Here is a 24,253-nt window from a genome sequence, read left to right on the forward strand (position 1 = left end):
TTAAAGTTGATTTTTATGTTTTTTGGCAAAGCTGGCAAGTATATTTTTTTGTGATGCAGTTAAGTTCTTATCTTGTAAAAACCAATAAACATTTCTAGATATTAGAATATCTTTTTGCAATAATGGCATTAATTTGTTTAAGACTTGCTTACTTACAGCAGCATTGTTTTTTTGCAATAAACGTAAAAATAAAGACATTTCTTGGTACGTTACCTTTGATGATAAAATTAAGCTTACATCTGCTAAATATGTGCTACTTAACTCTAAATTAGAATGCAATATAGAGTTTAGCACTGCAATTTTAAGCTTAGAGTTGCCTTTTGTTATAAATGTTTTTAATGTAGATAAGTATACTGAAGAATTGTTTTTTTCTAGATATTGAACAGAAGAACGAATTAACTGATCATTAACTAATGTTTGTTTTTTTACAGCTTCTACTATGCTTTTAGTATAGATTTTCTGATTCTCTAGCTGAGTTATAGCAAACAATTGTTTTTGAAGGTTACCACTATTTAAATAAGCAACATATTCCTTGCTTGAAAAATTAGAAGCTGTTACCTCTTTTATTTTTTCTACTACTGCGCCATGTGCCCAATGCCAAAGCGTATAACACGTTAAAGAAGCACCATCTACCGTGTCTTCTTTATTTAGCTCTAACAAAGTTTCACCAGCAACAGCATCTACAATATCATGAGATTTTACAGTGGTTAAAATTTCATCAATTCTAATACTCTTAAAAGGAGAGTCAATATCTAAAAGTATTTTTTGCGTTTTAATATAATCCTCTTCTGTGTATGGCTCTCCTTCATACTTTTCTAAGGCTACACCTTTTGCTAATTCATATTTTTGATACTCGCCAATGGTGTTCCAAATAATACGCACAGGAACAATTTTACACAGATTCTCATAACAAATTACAGATTCTACATCCATATAATAAGATACTGCTAAGTTATTTTTGCCTTTTACTTCTACAAGCACTGCATCTTCAATATTATTTTGTCCTTTACCAGGGTGGTGAACTTTTATATGGTGTTTTATTTCGTTTTTAGACTGTACTAAGTGCCTTTTAGCACTTTTATCAGTAAATAAAAGTGCTAAAAAAACAACTGTAATTATGTAGGTATATCTTATAAACATTAATAACAACGAACTTCAAAAAGTTTAATATTAGGATCACCATACGTATCATTAAAAGTAACACGTATTGCATTGGTTTTTAATGTACTAAAGTTAACTTTTACCAAGCGTGTTCTGTTGTCATTAACTTCTGCTATGGTTTTCCAACTCCCTTTTTCTCTTGCTTCAATTTTAAAAGATTTTACCAATTCTGGTGGTACACCAATAACCTGACCTTTATTCTTTGCCGGATTTTTGTGCATCATCATTTTACGTTGCAAATTGGTATCAAACTTAAACTCTACGCTAGACAATTCTATATTCTTTTTCCACTCTAACTGCAATTCTGCTTGTAAACCGTCTGCTTGCCAATGGTGTATTTTTTCTACCTCATCTCTACCAACACCATCTACTAAGTTTTTTACATCACCAGAAATTGTAGAAGAACCAAAAATTGCACTTGCCAGTTTAGCCTTATCGTTTTTATCATTTGCTGGTCTATTTGGCAGGTAAGAGTCGTCTCTTAACAACTGTTCTTGCAAGTCGTTTATGTACTTTTTACCTATTTCTCTAGGTGTAACTTTATGTTGTACACACAATGCAGAGGCCGTACCTACTGCTTGCCCCATTAATGCACAAGTAGCAATAATACGTGATGATGATAACGCCATATGTGATACACTTACATTACGACCAGCCATCATTAAATTACTCACATTTTTAGAGTATAAACAACGAAAAGGAATCTCATAAACTTGCTTAAACCTAGAATGAAAATAACTAGCTGGCTCGGTTAAATTCTCTATTCCTCCAGGGCAATGCTCATCTAAAGACCAGCCACCATAGGCAACAGTATCATTAAAGTGGCGGTATTCTTCCATATCTGGTTGCGTTAAAATATAATCTCCCATAAACCTGCGAGATTCTCTACGCCCTGGCACAGAACCTATCCAATCTAAAGCTATATTTTCTGCTTCAGGAAAATTACCCGAATTTTTTATATGATCCCAAACACCATAAAAACGTGCTAGCAGTTTGTGTTTTATTTCTTCTCTTTCTCCAATAATATCATTATTACTACCAATTTCTACCCACCAAAAGCCTTCTTTAACTTGTTTAATTTTACGGTGCTTGTCTTTAAAAGCAGTCTCGGCATCAAAAGGAATTGCATATGCTGGCGGATTAAATTTTATAGGTCTACCCATATCCTTAGTCACCATCATAATACAATCTCCCATTACCCAATTATCTGGCACATCTGGGGCAAAAGATTCTCCAAATTCCTCTTTGCCTTCTCTACCAATTCTGTACTCTGCACCTGCCATAGCAGCCATTAAACCATCACCAGAAGAATCTATAAATACATCTGCATTAAATGTATATGCCATTTCTGTTGTGGTTTGTCTAGCAAAAACAGATTTTATTTTATCGCCATCTTTAACTACATCATAAGCTTGTGTATTTAAAAACAACTCTAAATTCTTTTCTCTTTTAACAAAGTCATAAAGTACATGATCCCAAACAGGGTAAGATTCTTGTTCGTTAAAGTACCAGTTTTCAATAAGCATTTCTTCTAAAACACCCGTTTCTCTTTCTACAATATGTTTATTTTTTAAGCTCTGTACACCGTTTACAGTTACTCTAATTTCACTAGAAGCATTACCACCAAGTACTGGCCTGTCTTGTATTAAAACTGTTTTATTACCCATTCTAGCAGAAGATACTGCTGCACAAATACCTGCCATACCTGCACCTACTATAACCACATCTGCTGTAATTGTTTTTTTTCTATTTAAATGAAATTGTTGTCCGTTTGCATCTGTATTCCAATTAGGAGCAGCTACATCTTCTGTGTTTGATGTTTGCGCTGTTAGTTCTCCTACTATTGGTAACATACTAGCTGCTAATACTCCTTTTGTACTTGTTTTAAAAAACTTTCTTCTTTCCATTATATAATGCTAAAATGTTGGTCTGTATTATTTACAGGAACAAATTACTAGTTCTTATAAAAAGAAATGTTTTGGTGCGTAATTATAATGTAGTTATGCGTACCAATTGTTAATATACAAGCGCTAATTACCATTTATCTTTATTATTTTTACCTAAATTTTTTAGTATGACAAAGACATTGGTTGCCATTAATGAGTGGAATAGAAAAGATCATTATAATTTTTTTTCTAAGTTTGATGAGCCTTTTTTTGGCATTACTGTTACCATAGATTGTACTGTAGCATACAAAAAAGCAAAAGAACAAAACACGTCTTTTTTTCTTTATTATTTATACCGTGCATTAGAAGCTGCAAACCAAATTGAAAATTTTAAATATAGAATTATAGATGATAAGGTGTATTTATTTGATACTATAAACGCATCACCAACCATAAGTAGACCAGACAATACTTTTGGTTTTTCTTTTGTAAATTATAATGAAAATGAAATTACTTTTAGAAATAACGCTTTAAAAGTGATAAAGAAGGTACAAGAATCTACAAGCTTATTTCCTGGTGAAGATGACAAAATTAACGTAATACATTTTTCTGCTTTACCTTGGTTAAACTTTAGCAGTATGTCTCATGCAAGAAACTACAAATATCCAGACAGTTGCCCTAAAATATCTTTTGGAAAAATAATAACTACAGACAATACAAAAACAATGTCTGTCTCTATACACGCGCATCATGGCCTAGTAGATGGCTACCACGTTGGTCTTTTTGTAGATAAGTTTCAGGCTTTATTAAACAAATAAAAATCCTTGTTATCACATTTTACTGCGCTAACAAGGATGTATTACTTATTTGTATGTAAAATATTTTAAAACTCTAAAACCGAATTTGGAGGTAATGGCACCTTATTTTGTTTACGCCATTGTACCAATTCTGCTAACATTGTATTGGCAGTATCTTTATTAGAATCTACTAAGTTAGTAGACTCAGACGGGTCATCATTTAAGTTGTACAACTCTAACTTACCATCTGCTAAAAACTGAATTAACTTGTAGTTGTTTTTTCTGATTACAGAACAAGTACCGTGTTTCCATTGGCTAGCCAAATGCCAAAATAAAGGACGATTTGTAAATTGCTCATCATCTTTAGTAAAAATTGGAGTAATAGAATTACCATCTAACTCACCGCTATAATTTTTTATACCAGCGACATCTAAAAACGTAGGAAAAAAATCTAACGCAGTTATGGCTTCTTTACTTCTTCTTGCCTGTACTTTACCTGGCCAGTTTACTAAAGCAGGTACTTTTATTCCGCCTTCATAAATATAACCTTTAGCACCACGTAGTAAATCGTTTTTACTTTGTCCGCCATTATACCCGTTATCTGATGTTAGAATTATCATTGTATTTTCTCTAAGGCCATTATCATCCAAGTACTTTACAATTCTGGCAACGTTATCGTCTACAGATTCTACCATAGATGCATAACCAGCATAATGTTCTTTTCTTTTTACTTTAGCTGCAATACCTTGCCCTGTAACAGAATCTACCTCTTTATTTAAGTATTTTTGATACAACTCTTCATTACGTTTTCTAACAGGTGCGTGCACTGCATAATAATCTAAATTTATAAAGAAAGGCTCATTTTTATGATCTCCAATAAACTCAATAGCTTCATCTGTTAACCTGTCTGTAAGCCATTCATCTGTTGGCTTTTGTTCTATAAACGGATTGCTAAATGGGGCTATATAACCACCACCTACGCTTTTATATCCGCCAGGTTCCAAGGCAGGATCTCCACGGTAAGTACCCGCTACATTTTTTATAAAACCACGACCTTCTGGGTAATACTGCTGTATTTCTGGTGTTTTATGTTTTGCCACCCAACTATAATCTCCCGGATCTGGTTGAGTAAGTTTCTGTTGTATAGGAAACGTCATTGCTCTTTCCTTTTCTGGATAAGGACCAACAATATGCCATTTACCAATGTGTATTGCCTTGTAACCAGCATCTGCTAATGGTTCTGCAAAAATGGTATGCTCCTTACCAACTGTCCACCTAGAAAAAATATTTTCTTCTGCAGTACCTTTTTCTAAAACTGGTACAGTGTAAACACCAGTTCTAAAAGACTGTTTACCTGTAAAAATTGCAGTTCTAGATGGTGAGCACGTTGGGTACATATAGGCATTATCTAACACCAAACTTTCTTTTGCCAAGGCATCTAAATTTGGAGTTTCATAATAGTTAGACCCGTTAAAACCAACATCTGCATACCCTAGATCATCAACCAAAATAAAAACAATATTTGGCTTTTTACTTTCTGTTTGTTGTGCTACCTCTTTGCCTTTAGTTTCTGGTTTTTCTTTACAAGAAAAAGCTAAAAAAGCAATAAAAAAGCAGGCTACAATGGGATGTCTAAAAACATTTTTTTTTAAATGTATCTCTATCATATATTATTTTAATTTAAATTGATCGTATTCAGGATTTACTTTAGCATCTTTAAACCTTGGTCTATCCTTCCATAAATCATAGGTTGCTTTTAACTGTTTAACATCTTCTGGGTATTGCCCTTTATCGTCTGTATTTTGTATCCAATTTTCTAATTCAGTTCTGTGTTCTGCAAGAACAGCTGCGTATTCTAATTTTTCAGCTAAATTATTCATCTGGTGCGGATCCTGTTTTAAATTATACAACTCTTCCTTTGGGCGTATACCAAACCAATGTTCTTCTTGATATGGGGTTAATTTACCTTCTTTATGTAATTTTTTAAAATCTTTTACTATTGGTTTATTATCTCTATAACCCGCTTGTAACATTGGTCTTTCTGGGAAATAATTACGAATATATCTAAAGTCTTTAGATACTACGGTTCTTATCCTATCTATAGTATAATCACATCTATCTCTTGCTCCAATAACATATTCTGGGGCACTGTAATCTTTTGCTAATAAATCTTGCCCATCTAAATATTTTGGCAAAGAAACTCCTCCCATAGCAAGGGTAGTTGCAGATACATCTAAAAGTGAAACTAAATCATTACTAACTGTACCAGCATGTATTGCAGGATGATTACCTTTAATCATTAATGGTACTAGCATTCCTCCTTCGTAACAAAATTGTTTATGACGTAAAGAAGAATTACTTCCGTGATCGGAAAAGAAAAATATAATTGTATTCTCTAATTCTCCATCTTTTTCCAACTGTTTTAAAATCTTTTCTACAGTAACATCAGATCCCCTATTGGCATTATAATGTTCTGTCCAAGCTTTTCTCTGCGATAGAATATCTGGAAAATAAGGCGGTAGAGGTACATCATTATCTGCCAGCTTTTCACCATCGCGCACATATTTAGCATCTTTTTTTCCTCCCATTATTTGTACCTGTCCAAACCATGGTTGGTTTTTATCTTTTCTTGCACTCCAAACTCCATCGGTAACAGACATATAATTAACTGCTTTGTTTCCTTGCCAGCCGTTCATTCCTGGTTTATAATCCTTTTCATTACCTACTGCATACAAGGCTTTACGATTGTAATGAAAATTATAATCGTCTTTACCAGAATTAAAAACAAAATATCCAGCATCTTTCATTAACTCCGGAATAGTCTTCATTCCTTCTGGTAAATTAATTCTAAGTTCTTCTGGCACAACTTCTCCATCGGTAGTTCTGCTAGATCTATGGTTATGTGTTCCTGTAGTTGTTTGCATAACACCAGTAATTAAGGCAGATCTACTTGCAGAACATACTGGAGCTGTGGCATATGCACGAGTAAATAATACTCCGTCTTTTGCAAATTTATCTATTACAGGTGTATGTCCAACATTAATAGAATCGCCATAACACCCCATAAATGGAGACAAGTCTTCTGCAACTATCCAAAGTATATTTGGTTTTTTTACAGCAATCTGCTCTTTAGATTTGCATCCAAATAAACATATAAACCCTAATAAATAAAGTGATAAAATTATTTTTTTCATTTTTTCTATTTTCTTATTTATTTAATTTTATAATTTTTTTGCCAAAAGCAATGCCTAAACGTTTTTGCCCTTCTGTGTTATAATGTACATTATCTGCGTGTTTAGGGTAGTCTTTCCATTTTCTGTTTGTGGTTGTTTTTAAAAGAACAGCATTATTATTTTCTTTACAAAAATCTATCATTGCTTGTCTAACCATTTCTGGACCTTCTTTAAATCTTCCATAGGTAGAGTTAATTTGTCCTATAACAAATGGCAATTTTTCTACGTTTAAATCTTTTTTATAAGCATTGTGTAACTCTTTTAAGTTTGCTTTATAACTTCTTGCAGCAACCTCTTTAGCAGCATCATTCTCACCTTGCATCCAACACAAACCTAGGATCTTGTATGCTTTACCTTCATTTTTAAGTAGACTAATGTTTTCTTTAATATCTTGTATATGGGCACTGTATAATTTTAGATGATGCTTCTTTTCTCCTTTTTCTACAGCTTCAGATTTTTGCAGGGTCCAGTTAGGACTCCAAGCACCATACAGTGCAGTGCCGCCCATAGACCTTTTTACTAATAAAAATTCTTGATCTGGATACTTTTCTGCTAAGGTTACTCCTAGTAGTAACTCTGGTCCAAATCGGTTTTTAAAATTATATTTTTCACTAGGTGTATTATTGTAATAAGATAGTGGTTTTGCCTCCTCACCATTAAAACTTAAGCGTACCGTATTAGATGCAACTTCTATTTGTTTTTTAATTTTAGGACTTAATTCATCATAATTACCAGCACCTGCCATATTAGATTGTCCTGCTAATAAAACAATATTTACTTTATTTTGGGCAGATACGGCACTAATGCACAAAATGCACATTACTAGCAACTTAAAATTATTTTTTACTCTAAACATATAATTTATTTTACTTCTGAGACTTGAACATAAAAAACTTCGTAAGGCTTTAAAACAGGAGCAGAACTAACTGGTATTCCCTTTAACAAATCTTTACAAACAACGCCTTTTTTAGTACCCTTAAAATCAATTTTTAAAGTTGCATCTGTTTTACCTAGGTTTACCACAGATAGGATATATACTCCTTTTTTGTTCTTTATTACTTTCCAAACACAACCTTTAACTCCCAATTTATTAGTTTCTGTAACCAATACTTTTGGCAACAAATCTTTATTGTTTAAAAAATTCATTGCAGAGGAGTTAATATCATTTAAAGAATTGCAAAGTATTAAAGTACCGTTACTCTTTTTTAATTTAGGAATAGCGTTACCATACTCATCTTTGTTTAAACTAACTTTATCTGTAATTATAACACCACCATTATCTAAATAGTTTTGTAATGCTTTTTGCTCTTCTAGAGTGATAAATTGTGTTTTACTTACCAAAATTGCATCCCAGTTAGCTGCATTTTGTTTTTTAAGAATGTCTTTTGTTGCAAAGCCAAGTGGCGTACCATTAAAATGAAGCGACTCGTAAAGCTCAAAAACATCATCCATATGATGCTCTTTATTTATTGCTGAAGATTTAGAATAAAAAATACGCAACGGCTTTCTTTGGCGTTGCATGCCCATAATATAATCTGAGTACGCATTTAAATCTATTAAAGTAGTTGCAACCTCATTTGTTATTCTTGGTTGTTGATTATTGCTACCCGCGTAGCCTTTGTCATTTGTTGCTTTTTTTGATATGGCACCATTTGCTTCTCTAGGCCAATACCATATTTGACTAGCCGTCATCCCATAGGTATGCGCTAACCAAAAAGTAGCTCTAGCATATTTAGGATCCTGGTATAAGTTTCTTGACTTTGTAGTAGACAAATAATGTAATTCTGAATTAAAATTTAGTTTAGACGGACTCACAGATTTCATAAAATCAAACCCCATACAAAGCTCTCTCCAGTTAAGCGCATAATGGTCTTCCCATTCTTCTTTTGGTCCCCACATATAATTATTTTCCGCTCCAGAATCGTTACCAATAATTCCGCTTAAATCTGTTAACGCTTCTAAGTCTATACCATGAACTCTTTTATTATCTGTCCATAAATTGGGCATAATTTTTAAATGGACTTTTGCTGCTACATCATACTTTAAAATTTCTTCTTTTAAAAAAGTATACCATTCTGTAACCCTATGCATATTAAACAAAGACCAATCATACCACATAGGTGTTCCACGTAAACTAGTATCTATTGGTATTTTTATGGTAACAGCATTAAAATCTTTAAAATTAGTTTGCCATAAGTTGTTTAATTTTTCAATAGAAATATGTTTTTTTTGCAACCATACTCTAAACTTATCTATTGTATAAGAAGAAACTGGTCCCGAAGCCCAAGCTAGTTTATCTCCTGTTTTTTGGGTAAAAAAATGAGGTTCATTACACAACATATACCCTAAACCAGAGTAGTTTTTACCTGCTGTAATTGGGACAATACCACTTAATAATTTTTGCTGTATTTCTTTAGCCCCTGGGTTATCTATATCATATGCCGTATATGTATTGGTACGCATTACAAAATCTTCTCCGTATTTTGTTTTAGCCCAATTAGGTGTGGTTTTATGATTTAAAAATATAAAACCTAAACTACCAGTTGGTTTAGCAGCCAACTCTTTCATTTTTGGTAAGCTTATTGTACCATCTTCTTTAGTTACATAAGACGGAGTTATAAAAAAACCGTCTTGGTTTCCGTGGTATTCATTTAGTTCTGCTGTATTTGGTTTCCAAGTATAGTCCGCTAAAAAAATAGGTTTATTATTAAAAAGCAATTCATCTTTACCCACTTTTACATTAGACCAATCTACTTTTGGGCTAGCAGTCCTAAACACTTTTTTATCTAAAAGTAACTTTATATAACTTATAGATTCGTCTAGCATTTTAATAACATCATTACGCTCAAAATTTGGTAAATCTTCTGCCATTTCTTCGGCTTTGTCTGCGTAAATTTTAACTAGTGAAAATGCTTTTTCATTTGCCTTTATATGTTGCTCATCCCAATTGGCATATTTTAAAAATATTTCTGCTGTTCTTATGGTAGTATCTTCTTTTAAAACATCTATACCTTTCTTTTTTGCTTTATTACGCAACTTTTTAAGGGTTGCTATTTTAGTTTTTGCAACCTCTTCTAAGCTTTGCGCTTGTAGTAAAAAAGAAAACAAGCAAAAAAACACTATTAATATGCTATTTCTATTTTTCATATTTAAAGCCTTTATTTTTCTTTACTTTTAATGTTTTTTGTGATGTTTTATCTGCCTGTATCCCATTAGTTACAGTACCATTGTATGTATTATTATCAATTTCTACATTGTTACAGTTTATCAGATCAAACAAATAAGCATTAGGAAATTGTGGTTTAAAAGTAGTTGTTTGCTTTATGGTATTTTTAGATATTTTTAAACCATCTACACGGTCTGCCCAAATAATACGATTACCAAACGTCTCTATAGTATTGTTTTCAAAAACAATGTTTCTATCATATAAATTAGTGGCACTAAATGTTTTTCCTAATCTTGGTGAAACTTTTAAAATTGCGTGTTCAGATCCTGCATAAGCACAGTCTACAAAGTGATTATTTCTAATAATTACGTCCTCTACATTACCAGACTCAAACCAATAAAAAGTTTCTCCACGTAGCATAATAGAAGACATCATAGATGATAAATTGTTATTTTCTATTACTATTTTTTTAGGAGTTTTAATAATTATATTTCTTGCTCTATGGTCTTGTATAGTATTACCACGCATTGTAAAACTAGGATTCCAGGTCTTGTTTTCTAAAATATCGCCAATTTTAAGATCTGTAGCTATATCATTTTTAAAAGTAAGGTCTGTGTAATGGTTGTTAATTACCTTAACTGCAGTAACTGTATTTATTTCTTTTCTAGCAGGACTTGGTGCTTTTATAAACCATATCTCATCTCCTAATCCTGCAAATTTAAATCCGTATTGCTGGTTGTGTTTTAATGCTACACGTACTGTTTTTGTATCTAATATTTTATTTACCTCTACATACGTTCCGTGTACATTTGTACCATCATCATACATACCTTCAAAACGGCAATTTTCAATAAGTATATCTCCTTTACAATTTGCAAAATGAGTAGCATCTGCAACAATAGACATAACACGGTCAGAGTCTTCTTCTATATAAATACCACTGTTTATTATTTTGATATTTTCTGATCTCTCAAACAAAAAACCCATTCCTAAAGCGTGATGAATTACAACATTATCAAAAACAATATCTTTAGAATTACGAGCTAAAAATGCAGGTGCATAACGGTTGTTTTTTTTATCCCCTTTAGATTGAAGAACACTACCTACTCTTGGAAATTTCTTTAAATTATATTGATAAAAACGAAGCACTCCGTCTGCTTTCTCTTCAACAAAATTAGATTTTAATGATGAATCCCAAGCTCCGTAAGCTACAGCTTTTGTTTTTTTATTGTGAGGCAAAGAACTTCCTAATGATGAGAAATTAAAATTATTAATACCAGGAAACTCAATTCTTCCTTTAACCAGTTTCCAAGAAAAACCTTTAGTATATGGCTTAAGCTCGTACCAATGTTCCTCTTTATTAACGGCAACAACATCACCCTGAAAACTAAAAGGAATGTCCCAATCTAATGTTACATTTTTAACTTCTATTTTTTTGCATCCTTCAAAAACAAAAGGAGCTGTTTGACCACGAAATACAAATTTAGAATTGTTGCCGTTTATAACAACAGAATTAAAGCCTTCAAAATTGAAAATTATTTTTTTAAATCCGTTTCCGTGATTGGTTACATAAAGGTATTTACCTACGGCATAATCTGTTAAAAAAGTATAATCCCCTTTTTCAAAAATCAACTCAATGTCTTTTTCTTTTGCATTCTCTATAGCCTGCCTTAAAGTGTAAGTCATATCTTGGTTAGAGTACTTAATATGTATAGTCTCTACAGCATAAATGTTGCTAAAAGCTAAAAGAAATACAAGTAGTAATTTTGATATTTTATTCATCTACAATTTAATTATAAGTTTACACCAGTTCCTTGTAAGGATGCATCATGGTTCCACATAATTTTCCAAGGATCTGATGTTTTTGTCTGAAAACTTTTAAGCTTACTTTTTAAGTTTTCTAATGTGTTTTTATAAGCTTCTTTACCTGCTAAATTGTTTAACTCATTAGGGTCTTTATCTAAATCATAAAGCTCAAACTCCGGTCTAAACAAAAAGTCTTGTACTTTTTTAGGCCCAAAGTACTCTTGGTGCGTTCTGTACACACTTTGCCACGTAGAAGATGCCCAAAGATCTGATGCAAAAGGATACTCTAAACGGTAAGCTATGTTCCAAATAAGTTTATAATTGTTACTCCTAACCACACGCATTGGGTAGTACATTGTAATTTCATGAAATGTATGAGAAGCATAAATCTCATTAAAATCTTTTGCTTCCTTTTTACCAATTGTAGATTTAAAAGAAGAACCGTGAAATTTGTTTTTATTGTTGTTTACCTTAGCCATATCTAAAATAGTTGGCGTTAAGTCTACCCATGAAACCATTGCACTACTTGTAACATTTGTTTTTTTAACAGTTGGGTCTTTTATAATACAAGGCAATTTTATTCCTGGTTCATGTACTGATGTTTTTGCTCCTGGAAACGCCATACCGTTATCTGAAATATAAATAACAATTGTATTTTTTTCTTTACCTTCTGCTTTTAACATAGCCATAAGCTTACCAAAACCCTGATCTATTCTAGAAATACTTTGGTAGTATTGCGCAATTTCTTCTCTTGTCTGTTTTGTATCTGGCAAAAAAGATGGCACCAAAACATCATTTGGATTATAGGTTACAGTTTCTACATCTTTATACCCTTCTTTTTTGTTTCCAAAACTGTTAGGAACATCCCATTCTTCTGGAGTAAAAGGTTGTCCACGGTGTGGATCATCTGTACAGAAATACAGAAAAAATGGTTTATCAGATTTTAACACGCTTGCACATTTATCTGCCATTTCTACAGTATTTCTAGGGTTAGCCTCTAAAACCGTATTAAAATGATATACTTTTTCTGGTGCAACGTGGTACTTGCCAATACGAGCTGTAGTGTAGCCTGCTTTATTTAACAAAACAGGTAACGATGTAATAGAATCATACGTACTAAAATGATGGTAATCATGTACGTGCCCATAAGAGCCCGTTGCGTGTCCAAACTTACCTGTTAATATCACAGATCTACTTGCTGCACAACTAGCACTTGTACAATATGCATTTGTGTACTTTGTACCTTCTGTAGCTAGTTTATCTAAATTTGGCGTTTTTATAACAGTATTACCGTAAGTACCTAAAGCATCTATACCATGATCATCTGCTACAAACAAAATTATATTTGGTGATGCTGGGTTAGCAACTACATTTGTTACTTTATTATCTGTTATTTTATTGTTCTTTTTTGAGTTGCAACTAACAAATAGTAAAACACTAAAAGCTATAAAAGTCACCCTTTTTAATACACGCTTCATTTGATAAGGATATAAATTGATATTACTATTTTTTACTGAAGATATTACGACTACTTATTATTAGCTTTTCTTTTTTCCTTTGCTGCTTTCCAGTTTACTTTTTGACCAAGCTCTTTTAGGGTAATGCTATTATTTGCGTCTGCGTCTAAGCCCAAAAACAGTAATTCGGCATCAATTTTATTCCCTTTTTTATTTGTCTTGTCTTTGTAAAATGCAATCATTTCTGCTAAATCTATTGCATTATCCTTATTGGTATCTATCCAACCAAATTTCTTTTTAGTTTTAGCTTCTTTATCCTGCGCAACTGCTGTAGTTATAAAACACAAAGCACATAGTAGTAACATGAATTTTACAATTCTCATAATTAAATTTTTTAAGGTTTAGCTTAACGTAAACTTAATTATGAGACTAACTTTTGTTGTACTTGTAAATAAATAAAATGTAGCTCTAAATAATAAACACAATATTATCTTAAGCAAATCTTATTTTAACTCTTTAGTAAGCTCTACATCTATAAAACGAAATAAACCTAAAGGAATATTAATTGTTGTTGAGGCATTTACAGCTTTAACCTTAAAAGTTTCTTTGTTTAAAACGTCTGTTATTTTTACTGGAGTAACTGTATTAAATTTTACTGTAGCTTGCTTATTACTTGGGTTTAAATACCCACTATCTATAAGTGTTATCCTAAGTGTTTTTGGTGCAATTTGTGCAACTACCCATGCAACATCTCCTGTTACAGTAATAGGTAAAAGCTTAGCGCTTTCTTTTATAGATTTTTCTACTGTTTTATAGTATGTATCTGCTGAGTATACTTGCTTGCCATCTTTAGAAAAGTAAGACTTACCATCTGTTATATACTCTTTAGTTATATTTTTATACAAAGGGTGTAAATAAGATTCTAATGAACCTCTATCTACATTTTTAGCAGCAAAAACACCTTGTTGTGGTGGTGTAATTAAAACTAGACCATTATTATAAGGCGCTAAAAAGTTTAACCTACGCTCATTTACACCTGCTGCATAGTTAGAAAAATCCCATTCTGTTACGGGAGCACCAGGCCAAGAACCATTCATTCTACTAAAAACAAAAGGGTTGTTTTTTTCAAATTCTTCATTGTATTTTATAGTCCATTTTACATTAGAACCATCATCTAAAAAATGCTCGTCAGGAGATTTCATACTTAAATGCACAGGAGAAAAACTTACTATTTCTTCTCTTTTAGGAACAAATAAAACCCCTTTAGCTATTAACTCCCAGTACACACTTACATACTCTTGGTCTACTGCAAAGTTATTTATGTATTGCGCACCGTTTGCTGTGTGAAAAATTAGCATTCTTAAAAAATGATTTGGTAATTGCTGAGAACCATACTGCCTAGACCTATCAAAAGCAGTATTGTCTGGTACAGCACGTGTACCCCAAGAGTTTACAGCACCACTTGCCCACATACCAGTTCTACCAGCTAAACTAAGTTCCATAGTTTTATCTGTAGTTTCTTCCATAGCAGGTACAAAAACATCTGCATAAGTACCAGACATTAAGCCAGACCAAGCATCTAAGTAATTAGACCCCAACCAAAATACGTTTTTAGAACGTAAAAATATATTAGCATTTTTATCTTTAGCGTAGGTTGCCAGCGGATACAATAAATTGTTAACCATAAAATTAAGATCCTCAGAGTGGTCTTCCATCTCTGGGTAAATAAGAACCGTTTTTTTACCATTAGCAGCATCTAAAACTTTTTTAGTGGTAGCTAAACTAAACATATACGGATCGTTGCCATGACCAGCCCAATATGCCAAACCCGGAGCATTGTTATACTCTTTAGTAATTAAGTCTACTGCTTGTTGTTGACTTAAAACATACTTTTTTCTACGATCTCGTTTTTTTCTAAATTTTTCATTTGTTAAACTAGATCTATCCCAATTTTCTACCTCTGGTAAATGTTTAGAATTTAAAAACACAGGAGTTGGGTATTTTTTCTCTATTTCAGTTTTAAGAGGCTCCAATGTAGAAGGTACCTTCTCTGTCATTAAATACACTGGTAATTGTTTTCTTTTTGTTTTTACTGGCGTGTATTTTTGTAAATCTGCTCTTGTTGCCTTTGTATTTGCTATTATTGATTCTATTTTTCCTGGAGGTGTTAACTTTTCAAAGTCTTTTTTCCAAGACTTACTTTTTGTATTTATAATATGAATACTACTACCTCCACTCTGGGCACTAGCTAAAATAACATAACCAGTTTTGGGATCTTTCCACAGGTCATTATACGCATATTTACCTATAATACGCTCTACCTTTTTTTCATTTAAATTAAGGTCTAATAACCTAATTTGATTTCTAACACGTGTTAAAAAGAGCGTCTTATTGTTTTCTTTAATAGTTACAGTATGTGTAACATCATACCCAAAAGGTATTTTAGTATTTTTATGATATGTTACTTTACCCGTTTGCGGATTGTATAATAAAATAGCACTATCATTAGAATGTGCAGAGGTACCTAATATAACCATTTGCTCTCCTTTAGTAGCGTAATCTTCTACTGTAAAAGAACCTATAACACGTACTCTTTTACCTTTTATGGCTATTTTGTCTTTTCTAAAAGGCAGGTTTTCCAACGCATTAAATAAATACATTGTTCCTGGTACATTCATATGATTATTAGTACCTAAAACAGCTAAAACATCATCACCATTTTTTTGAGGTATTGGCCTTAAAAAATTAGCTGTAGACACATTACTTTCTGGCAAGTCTTTTTTAAACTTTGCCCAAGGCTTTTCTATAGAATAGGTTGATGATTTTATCTCTTTAACCATTTCTCCGGTTGATGATATGTAATAAATACTTTTATCAAAACCACCAGCAACAACATATGCTTTACCCTCTTTTTTAATAACACATACAGCATACATTGGAGCAGAATTCTTTTTAAACTTCCAAAGTAATTTACCTTTGCTATTTAAACAATAAATAGTGCCATCTGCATTAGCTGTTACTATTTCATCTACGCCATCACCATTTATATCTTTACTCCATATATCATGGTTCATAAAACCAGATAATTTATTTTTCCAAAGCACTTTACCATCATAAGCAACACCTAAAACAGCACCTTCAAAAGTAGTAGCTACTACATAGCTTTTATTTTTATTTATAGCAGTACGTACCTTAGTAATAGTATATCCGGTTTCTAAACTAACGATACCTTTATTTTTAAAATTTGTTTTTTCTAATTGAGCCTGCATCATAAAAATACCTGCAAACAATACATATATTAAAAACAGCTTTACTTTTTTCATTTTAATTGGTCTAAAGTGGTTATTTACAAAATTGAGTTAATAACAGTTTACTCTAAAAAAAACAAAAAGGTGCAAAACACCTTTTCATTTTTAATATTAACTCAAAATAAAAACTAATTTATAAGTCTCCTAACATATGACTTACACTGTAAATAAAGCTCAGTTTTTACTTTTTAATGTACTTACACATACATATGATGTAGTTTTCAGTAAAAAACCCTTAAAAACCTTATTTTTTTATTCAGATGAATATTTCTTATTAATTTCTGCTGCATACTTCCCAGGAGAAATATTATACCTCTCTTTAAAGATTTTAGCAAAATGCGTTCTACTTTTAAATCCTGTCATAATATACACCTCGTTTACAGCTAATCCTTTTTGACTAAGTAGTTCTGCTGCTTTTTTTAGACGATATATTTTTAAAAGCTCAAACGGTGTTTGGTTGGTAAGTACTTTTACTTTTTGATAAAAATGCGTTCTGTTTAAATACAGCTCTTTAGCAAGGCTATTTAAATCAAACTCTTGATTGTCTAAGTTTTCTTCAATTAAACTATAGAGTTTTTCTAAAAAAGCATTATCGTTTCTATTATTTTTATTGTTCTCTTTAGTTAAAGGTATGCCAATTTGGTAACGCTCTCTAAGCTGTTTACGTGTAGATAGCAAAGCCTCTGTATTTGTAATTAAACGCTGTACATTAAATGGTTTTTTAATGTAGGCATCTGCACCATCTCTAATACCTTGTAAATGATCTTCTATATTACTTAAAGCAGTTAGTAAAATTACAGGAATATGACTTGTTTTTAAATCTGATTTTATACGTAAACACAGATCCAAACCATTCATTTCTGGCATTTGCACATCACTAATTACAATGTCTGGCCACTCATCTTCCATTGCCTCTAAACACTCTTTTCCGTTTCTAAAGGTTTTTACTTTAAAAAACTTAGACAATAATTTAGATACAAAATTTCTCATTTCTAAATTATCTTCTGCATAAAAAATTAAAGAATCAGAAAAATCTCCTGTAGCAATAATTTTTGCTGGCGAGTTTTCTTGTATTAACTTATTATTTACAGTTACTTCTTTTTCCTTAGGAAGGTCTAAATCATCTGGAACCTCTTTATCTGTTGGTAAATTATTTTTTACAATTGGTAGCCTTACCGTAATCTCTGTTCCTTTACCAACTTCACTATCTGCCTTTATAAAACCATAGTGCATTTCTACCAAACGCTTAGAAAAAGCTAAACCTATACCAGACCCGCTAATATGAGCATTGTCTTCTTTTTGAGATTGATAAAAACGCTCAAAAATATGTTCAAGATCTACACTATCTATACCTCTACCAGTATCCTTTACAGTAACAATTAAATCTTTATCTACACTTTTGTATGATATTGTTATAACATCATCAGAGCTTGTATATTTAAAAGCATTATTTAATAAATTATTAAATACTTTTTCTAGTTTATCTTTATCTGCAGCTACTGTTATACTACAGTCTTCTTTTTCTACAACAAGCTTTTTAGAATCGTTTTCTGCTAAAAAATTAAAATCTATAATTAGGTCTTTTACAAAACCATCAAAACTAAATCTAGAGTAATTCATTTTTAAGAGGTTGGCATCTGCTCTTCTAAAATCTAATACCTGCTCTATTAATTGTTGTATTTTTTTAGACTGCCTCATAACAAGATTCAGTTTTTCACTAGCATCTTCATTATTTTTAAAACGCTCTGATAATATATCTAATGGTCTAGAAATAAGTGTAAGTGGTGTTTTTATTTCATGAGATATATTTGCAAAAAACCGAAGTTTAGCCTCATTAACCTCGTTAACATTTCTCTTTTCTATTTTTTCTATTTCTACCTTGTGGTTTAAAGACTGTATTTTTAAAATAATACGCACTACAACATAAATAAAACATACGGCAAGCATTACATATAGTAGGTAAGCCCAAGTTGTTTTCCAAAAAGGAGGTAAAATCTCTATTTTTAGTTTTTTAGGAGCTGTCCATTCATTTAAAGAGTTAGACGCCATTACGCTTAACTCATATTCCCCTGGTTGCAAACCATTATAGTAAATTGTTTTTTGGTTAGACGGTACTTCTATCCATTGTTTATTTATAGGTAACAACCTGTATTTTATACTATGATTTTGAGTATTAGAGAAATGTAAACTGGCAGCCTCTAAAGAAAAAACATTTTCATTGTGTTTTAATTTTAATGTATTAATATCTCCAATACGCTTATCTAACAATACCCTATTATTTACTGTATCACCCGGAAAAATGTTTTTATTAAATATTTTAAAATCATCAAACTGTAATTTAGGTAAGTTTTCTTTGCTTGATATTTTACTAGGATCAAAAAAACAAAAACCATCTAAACCAGAAAATAAAAATTTACCATTGTTTAATTTTGCACTAGCATACCAAAAATCTTCAAAAGGCAATCCATCAGACTTATTAAAGTTTCTAAAGCTCTTGTCTTTAACATTAAACTTACTTAATCCTATGTTTGTAGAAATCCACAGGTTATTATCTTTATCTGACTGAAGACCTTTAACTACGTTATTAGACAAGCCTTGTTTTTCTGTGTAAGGTATAAACTTAGGTTGCAAAGTACTACTTTCTAAAACGTGACTAATACCACCACCTTCTGTACCCAACCAAAGCTCATCATTTGGCAATCTTATTAAAGATGTAACAAAATTGTTAGGAAGAGATAGGCTATCATTTTTATTGTTTGAAAAGTGTTTTACTTCTGCCTCATTTAAGTCTTTTCCAGAGTTATTTATCCTGTACAAGCCATCTAAATCTGTACCCAACCAAACATAGTTATATAACGGATCTACATATACTACCCTTGACAATGTTGGTTTATTTTTTTTAAAGAATGGATTATTAAAAAGATACTCTACCTTTAGAATATCACCATCTTGATTTGTTTTTATTTTAAAAACTTCATCTACAAAAGCCATCCAAATGTTGCCATCCTTATCTTCTGCTATTCTTCTGGGTCTAATAAAATCATTATCCAAATCACTATTAATTAAAATCTTAGATAGTTTTGTTTCTCCTTTTTTTATTCTAAAAAGACCTCTATTAGTAATTTGTATCCATAAATTTTTTCTGGAGTCTACAAAAAAACCGGCTACTTTACGCTCATACTCTTTAGGTAAATTAAAGGGTAAAGGCTCAAACCTATTAGTTTTTGTGTTAAACAAGCCCACACCTCCTCTACTAGCTGTAACATAAACCCTGTCTTCATCTAAAGGAGAAATAGAAGAAATATTATTAGAAAATAAACCGTATTTATAATTTAAGTCTGTATTGTAATTTTTAAAAGGATTTTCATCAACATCAAACTTATAAATACCTTCATTAAAAGTAGCCACCCAACAACCCGTACTAGTTGCTGCTGCAATGGCACTAACACGCATTAAACCTTTTTCAAAATAAAATGATGATGTCTTAGCTTCTTTCTTTTTTATAAAGTCTAAGGTATTATCTATACGAATTATACCGTTTGTAAATGTACCCAACCATAAATTACCAAGTTCATCTTTAGAAATACTGTTAAACTGATTTTCGTTTAACTTTTTCTCTACAAATTTTAAAGAGATTGTATTATTTTCTTTTTGAAATTCAACAATAGAGACTCCGTTAGAACACGCTGCAATTATTGTCTTTTTATTCAGCTTTAAAATAGCTGGACTAGAATTAATGTGTTTACTTAAAACCTTTTTAAACTTTGCTTTTTCTATATTATAAAGCACTAAACCGCCAGAGGTAGCAAAAAGGTAGTTATCCTCATCTAGAGCTACCGCATCAAAAAAAGTAATTTCTTTATTGTCTGAGCTTCCTGGTAAAAAAAACTGATTTAAAAAAGTGTAATCATCCTTAAAAATTAAAATTCCGTTGCCCTCTGTGGCACAAAAGACTAACTTATGCTTTTTGTTTATTAGAATTTTACGAACTACTGGCCCGTTGTTACCTTTGCCTAATTCTTTATTGGAGTATAATTTATTAAAAGCTTCTTTATCATAATTGTAAATAGAAACACCTTGGTCTGTACCAATCCAAATATTACCCTTTAAATCCTCATTAATAGTACGTACACGGTTGCTAGTTAATATATTTTGATCTAGCGTATTTTTGTAAACCTTAAACTCGTACCCATTGTATTTATTTAACCCCTCATAAGTACCAAGCCATAAAAAACCTCTAGAATCCTCTAAAACAGAAGTTACTCCATTATGAGCTAAGCCTTCTGAAATTGTTAATTTTTGAGAATAATTAAGTGTTTTTTCTTGCGCATTAGAAACGCAAAAAACACACAAAAATAATGCTATTAATATGTTTACTTTTTTACCCATATAAAATTTAGAACGTCTTTTCTTTGTTGAAAATACGGCAGCCCACAAGATAAAAATTATACATCACATATTAAGAAAGATTCTCTTAAGGATTGTATTTTATTTTTTGATAAAGGCATAAACTCTTGTGCTACATACCCTTTAAAACCAGTGTCTACAATGGTTTTCATAACTGCAGAATAATTTATCTCTTGGGTATGGTCTATTTCATTACGACCAGGAACACCTGCGGTATGGTAATGACCAAAATACTTATGATTTTCTTTAATTGTTCTTATAATATCCCCTTCTTGTATTTGCATATGATAAATATCAAAAAGAAGTTTAAAACTAGTAGAATCTAACTTTTTGCACAAATTTACTCCCCATTCAGACGAGTCGCACATATAATCTGGATGATCTACTTGGTTAAACAATTCCATTTGTAAAACCACATTATGCTTTTCTGCTAAAGGCAGTATTTTAGACAAGCCATCTATACAATTTTGCAAACCGATTTCCTTATCTAAACCATCATTATTACCACTAAAACAAATTAAATTTGTGTAGCCTGCCACTGCTACCTGTGGTATTAATTCTGTATAGTTTTTTATAAGTTGATGGTGATACTTTGGATTGTTCCAACCTTGTTCCAAACTAATTTCTGCACCATTACACATAGCACAATGTACACCGTGCTTAGCAAGTAAAGGCCAATCTTTAGGTCCTATTAAATCTATAGCAGTAACCCCTAGATCTTTAATTATAATTAAAAAATCTTCTAAAGGAGTGTCGTTAAAACACCATTGACAAACACTGTGGTTTATATTATTTCTCATGGCACTATAGTTTACTTGCTAAACAGGTTTTATATTGTTTTAAATTAAATCTCTTAATCTTGTTGCTGCTTGTTCTGCTGTTATGTCTCTTTGTGGAGAACCAAACATCTCATAACCAACCATAAACTTTTTAACTGTTGCACTACGTAACAATGGTGGGTAAAAACTCATATGCCAATGCCAATGACTATTATCTTTACCATTTGTTGGCGCTTGGTGTATACCACTAGAATAAGGAAAAGAAGTATTAAACAACTTATCATACGCCTTAGTAATTGCAGAAATTGCATCTGCAAACGCTGTAGCCTCTTTATCTGATAATTTACTAATATCCTGAGTTTGTTTTTTAGGTACAATCATAGCCTCAAAAGGCCAAACTGCCCAAAAAGGAGTAAGCACAACAAAGTCATCATTACTATAAATAATACGCTCGTTTGCTTCTATTTCTTGCTTTAAATAATCTCCTAAAAGGCTTCTTTTATTTTTAGCGTAGTACTCTTTTTGCTCCTTCTCTTTTTTTATAATTTCGTTAGGTAAAGTAGATTGTGACCAAATTTGTCCGTGCGGATGCGGATTACTACACCCCATAACAGCTCCTTTGTTTTCAAAAATTTGAACATAATTAATGGTGTCATTACTACCCAACTCTACATATTCTTTTTGCCAAGTTGTAACAACTTTATTAATGTCTTCTACAGCCATATCTGCCAAACTTTTAGAGTGGTCTGGACTAAAGCAAATTACTTTACAAATACCTTGCTCACTCTCTGCCTTAAACAAACCATCATTAACAGAGAATGTTTTTGAGTCTGTTTGTAAAGCAGCAAAATCGTTTGTAAAAACAAAAACGTCTTTATAATCTGGATTTATTTCGCCGTTAATTCTAGTGTTTCCTGCACATAAATAACAATTAGGATCGTGCGCTGGCCTAACTTCATTAGAAACAGCTTCGTTTTGCCCTTGCCAAGGTCTTTTTGCCCTGTGCGGAGAAACTAAAACCCACTCACCAGTTAATATATTAAAACGTTTATGTGAAAAATCTTGTAAATCTGTATTCATTATATAATAGAATTGTGATTGTGTTATTTTATTTTTTGTGTTCCGTCTGATAATTTTACGTTGTAAATAGAGCAATCTTTACCAAACTCTCTTTTAAAAAGACTTGAGATTTCTTTTTTAAACGATTTAACTTCAGACTTTAAAATTAAATTAATTGTACAGCCACCAAAGCCGCCACCCATCATCCTAGCTCCTAAAATATTTGGGTTATTTTTTGTGTGGTCAACTAAAAAATCTAGTTCTTTACAACTTACTTTAAATTGCGTGCTTAACCCATTATGAGACTTGTACAACAATTCTCCTAGTTGCTTTATATCATCTGCCTTTATAGCTTTAGAAAACTCTTTAACACGTAAATTTTCTTCAATTATATACAATGCCTTTTGGTAATCTTCATCTGTAATATCTGACTTAATTGTATCTAAATCTGATATTGTAGCATCTCTCAAAGCTTTTATGTTAAGCTTAGCCGATACTTTTTCACAAACCTCTCTCCTGTCATTGTAAGCACTTTCAGATAGGTCATGCTTTACATTTGTATTAATTAAAAGCAGCTTATAATCTCCAAAATTAATTTTATATAATTTAGATTTTATAGTTCTACAGTCTAACAATAATGCACTTTTTTTAACACCAAACATACTAGCGTATTGGTCCATTATTCCGCATTTAACACCAGCGTAATTGTGCTCTGCCTGTTGTGAAATTAGAATCATCTCCTTTTTAGAAATACCTAACTTAAACAGTTTATTAAGTCCATAAACAACACTGTTTTCTAATGCTGCGGAAGAAGACATACCTGCACCACCAGGAATATTACCTGCAAAAACAATATTAAAATTACCTAGTTCTATGCCTCGCTTTTTTATTTCTGCAACAACACCCAAAATATAGTTACGCCATCCTCCGTTCTCTAACGGAGAAACAGTATCTAAACTAAATTGATATGTCTCTTCTTTATTTAAAGCATAAACTGTAGATACTTTATTTTTACTTTTTTGTATGGCTAAAGCAATACCCTTATTTATAGCTGCAGGAAAAACAAAACCATCATTATAATCTGTATGTTCACCAATTAAATTAATTCTACCTGGAGAAAAAACCATAAGTGGTTTAGTTTTAAATGTCTGTTTAAAACTATTTTTAACCTCTTTTATTAACTTCTTATTCATC

Annotated in this window: 15 protein-coding genes; 1 reads left to right on the top strand and 14 read right to left on the bottom strand. The window is 31.7% G+C overall.

What is annotated here, in order from left to right; translation table 11 throughout:
* Together AX016_RS15720 and AX016_RS15725 are read right to left on the bottom strand one after the other, a co-directional pair.
* The gene (locus AX016_RS15720) at positions 1-1,140 is read right to left on the bottom strand and encodes a hypothetical protein (RefSeq protein WP_100896515.1); all 1,140 of its coding nucleotides are present in this window, start codon (positions 1,138-1,140) and stop codon (positions 1-3) included.
* On the bottom strand, positions 1,140-3,068 hold the full coding sequence (locus AX016_RS15725; protein WP_100896516.1) for an FAD-dependent oxidoreductase: 1,929 nt from the start codon (positions 3,066-3,068) through the stop codon (positions 1,140-1,142). The genes AX016_RS15720 and AX016_RS15725 overlap by 1 nt, the downstream gene beginning before the upstream one ends.
* A gap of 167 nt (positions 3,069-3,235) precedes the next feature.
* Between AX016_RS15725 and AX016_RS15730 the strand changes: the two genes are divergently transcribed.
* Positions 3,236-3,865 carry a chloramphenicol acetyltransferase gene (locus AX016_RS15730; protein WP_100896517.1) on the top strand — a complete coding sequence of 210 codons (630 nt, stop codon included), beginning with the start codon at positions 3,236-3,238 and terminating at the stop codon, positions 3,863-3,865.
* Between the two features lie 65 nt (positions 3,866-3,930).
* Here AX016_RS15730 and AX016_RS15735 read toward each other — a convergent pair whose 3' ends face one another.
* From AX016_RS15735 to galK, 12 genes are all read right to left on the bottom strand, one after another.
* The gene (locus AX016_RS15735) at positions 3,931-5,511 is read right to left on the bottom strand and encodes a sulfatase (protein WP_100896518.1); all 1,581 of its coding nucleotides are present in this window, start codon (positions 5,509-5,511) and stop codon (positions 3,931-3,933) included.
* Positions 5,512-5,514: 3 nt separating this feature from the next.
* A complete protein-coding gene (locus tag AX016_RS15740; RefSeq protein ID WP_100896519.1) occupies positions 5,515-7,038 on the bottom strand; it encodes a sulfatase family protein in 1,524 nt (507 codons plus the stop codon).
* A gap of 13 nt (positions 7,039-7,051) precedes the next feature.
* On the bottom strand, positions 7,052-7,897 hold the full coding sequence (locus tag AX016_RS15745; protein WP_157811144.1) for a sialate O-acetylesterase: 846 nt from the start codon (positions 7,895-7,897) through the stop codon (positions 7,052-7,054).
* Between the two features lie 41 nt (positions 7,898-7,938).
* Positions 7,939-10,224, bottom strand: a complete 2,286-nt coding sequence (locus AX016_RS15750) for a beta-galactosidase (RefSeq protein WP_100896521.1) — start codon at positions 10,222-10,224, stop codon at positions 7,939-7,941.
* Positions 10,214-12,025, bottom strand: a complete 1,812-nt coding sequence (locus tag AX016_RS15755; protein WP_100896522.1) for a right-handed parallel beta-helix repeat-containing protein — start codon at positions 12,023-12,025, stop codon at positions 10,214-10,216. The genes AX016_RS15750 and AX016_RS15755 overlap by 11 nt, the downstream gene beginning before the upstream one ends.
* An 11-nt stretch (positions 12,026-12,036) precedes the next feature.
* Entirely contained in the window at positions 12,037-13,527 is a 1,491-nt protein-coding gene (locus AX016_RS15760) for a sulfatase family protein (RefSeq protein WP_100896523.1), read from the bottom strand.
* 50 nt (positions 13,528-13,577) lie between these two features.
* On the bottom strand, positions 13,578-13,889 hold the full coding sequence (locus AX016_RS15765; RefSeq protein ID WP_100896524.1) for a hypothetical protein: 312 nt from the start codon (positions 13,887-13,889) through the stop codon (positions 13,578-13,580).
* A 120-nt stretch (positions 13,890-14,009) separates the two neighbouring features.
* Positions 14,010-16,829 carry an outer membrane protein assembly factor BamB family protein gene (locus AX016_RS15770; protein WP_100896525.1) on the bottom strand — a complete coding sequence of 940 codons (2,820 nt, stop codon included), beginning with the start codon at positions 16,827-16,829 and terminating at the stop codon, positions 14,010-14,012.
* A gap of 237 nt (positions 16,830-17,066) precedes the next feature.
* Complete coding sequence (locus AX016_RS15775; protein WP_100896526.1) at positions 17,067-21,203, bottom strand: hybrid sensor histidine kinase/response regulator transcription factor; 4,137 nt, start codon at positions 21,201-21,203, stop codon at positions 17,067-17,069.
* Positions 21,204-21,259: 56 nt separating this feature from the next.
* On the bottom strand, positions 21,260-22,021 hold the full coding sequence (locus AX016_RS15780) for a hydroxypyruvate isomerase family protein (RefSeq protein ID WP_100896527.1): 762 nt from the start codon (positions 22,019-22,021) through the stop codon (positions 21,260-21,262).
* A 39-nt stretch (positions 22,022-22,060) separates the two neighbouring features.
* Positions 22,061-23,080, bottom strand: a complete 1,020-nt coding sequence (locus AX016_RS15785) for a UDP-glucose--hexose-1-phosphate uridylyltransferase (RefSeq protein WP_100896528.1) — start codon at positions 23,078-23,080, stop codon at positions 22,061-22,063.
* 23 nt (positions 23,081-23,103) lie between these two features.
* Positions 23,104-24,252, bottom strand: a complete 1,149-nt coding sequence (gene galK, locus AX016_RS15790; RefSeq protein ID WP_100896529.1) for a galactokinase — start codon at positions 24,250-24,252, stop codon at positions 23,104-23,106.
* Position 24,253: the final 1 nt, after the last annotated feature.

It is taken from the genome of Cellulophaga sp. RHA19, from assembly GCF_002813425.1.
Classification (GTDB): Bacteria; Bacteroidota; Bacteroidia; order Flavobacteriales; family Flavobacteriaceae; genus Cellulophaga.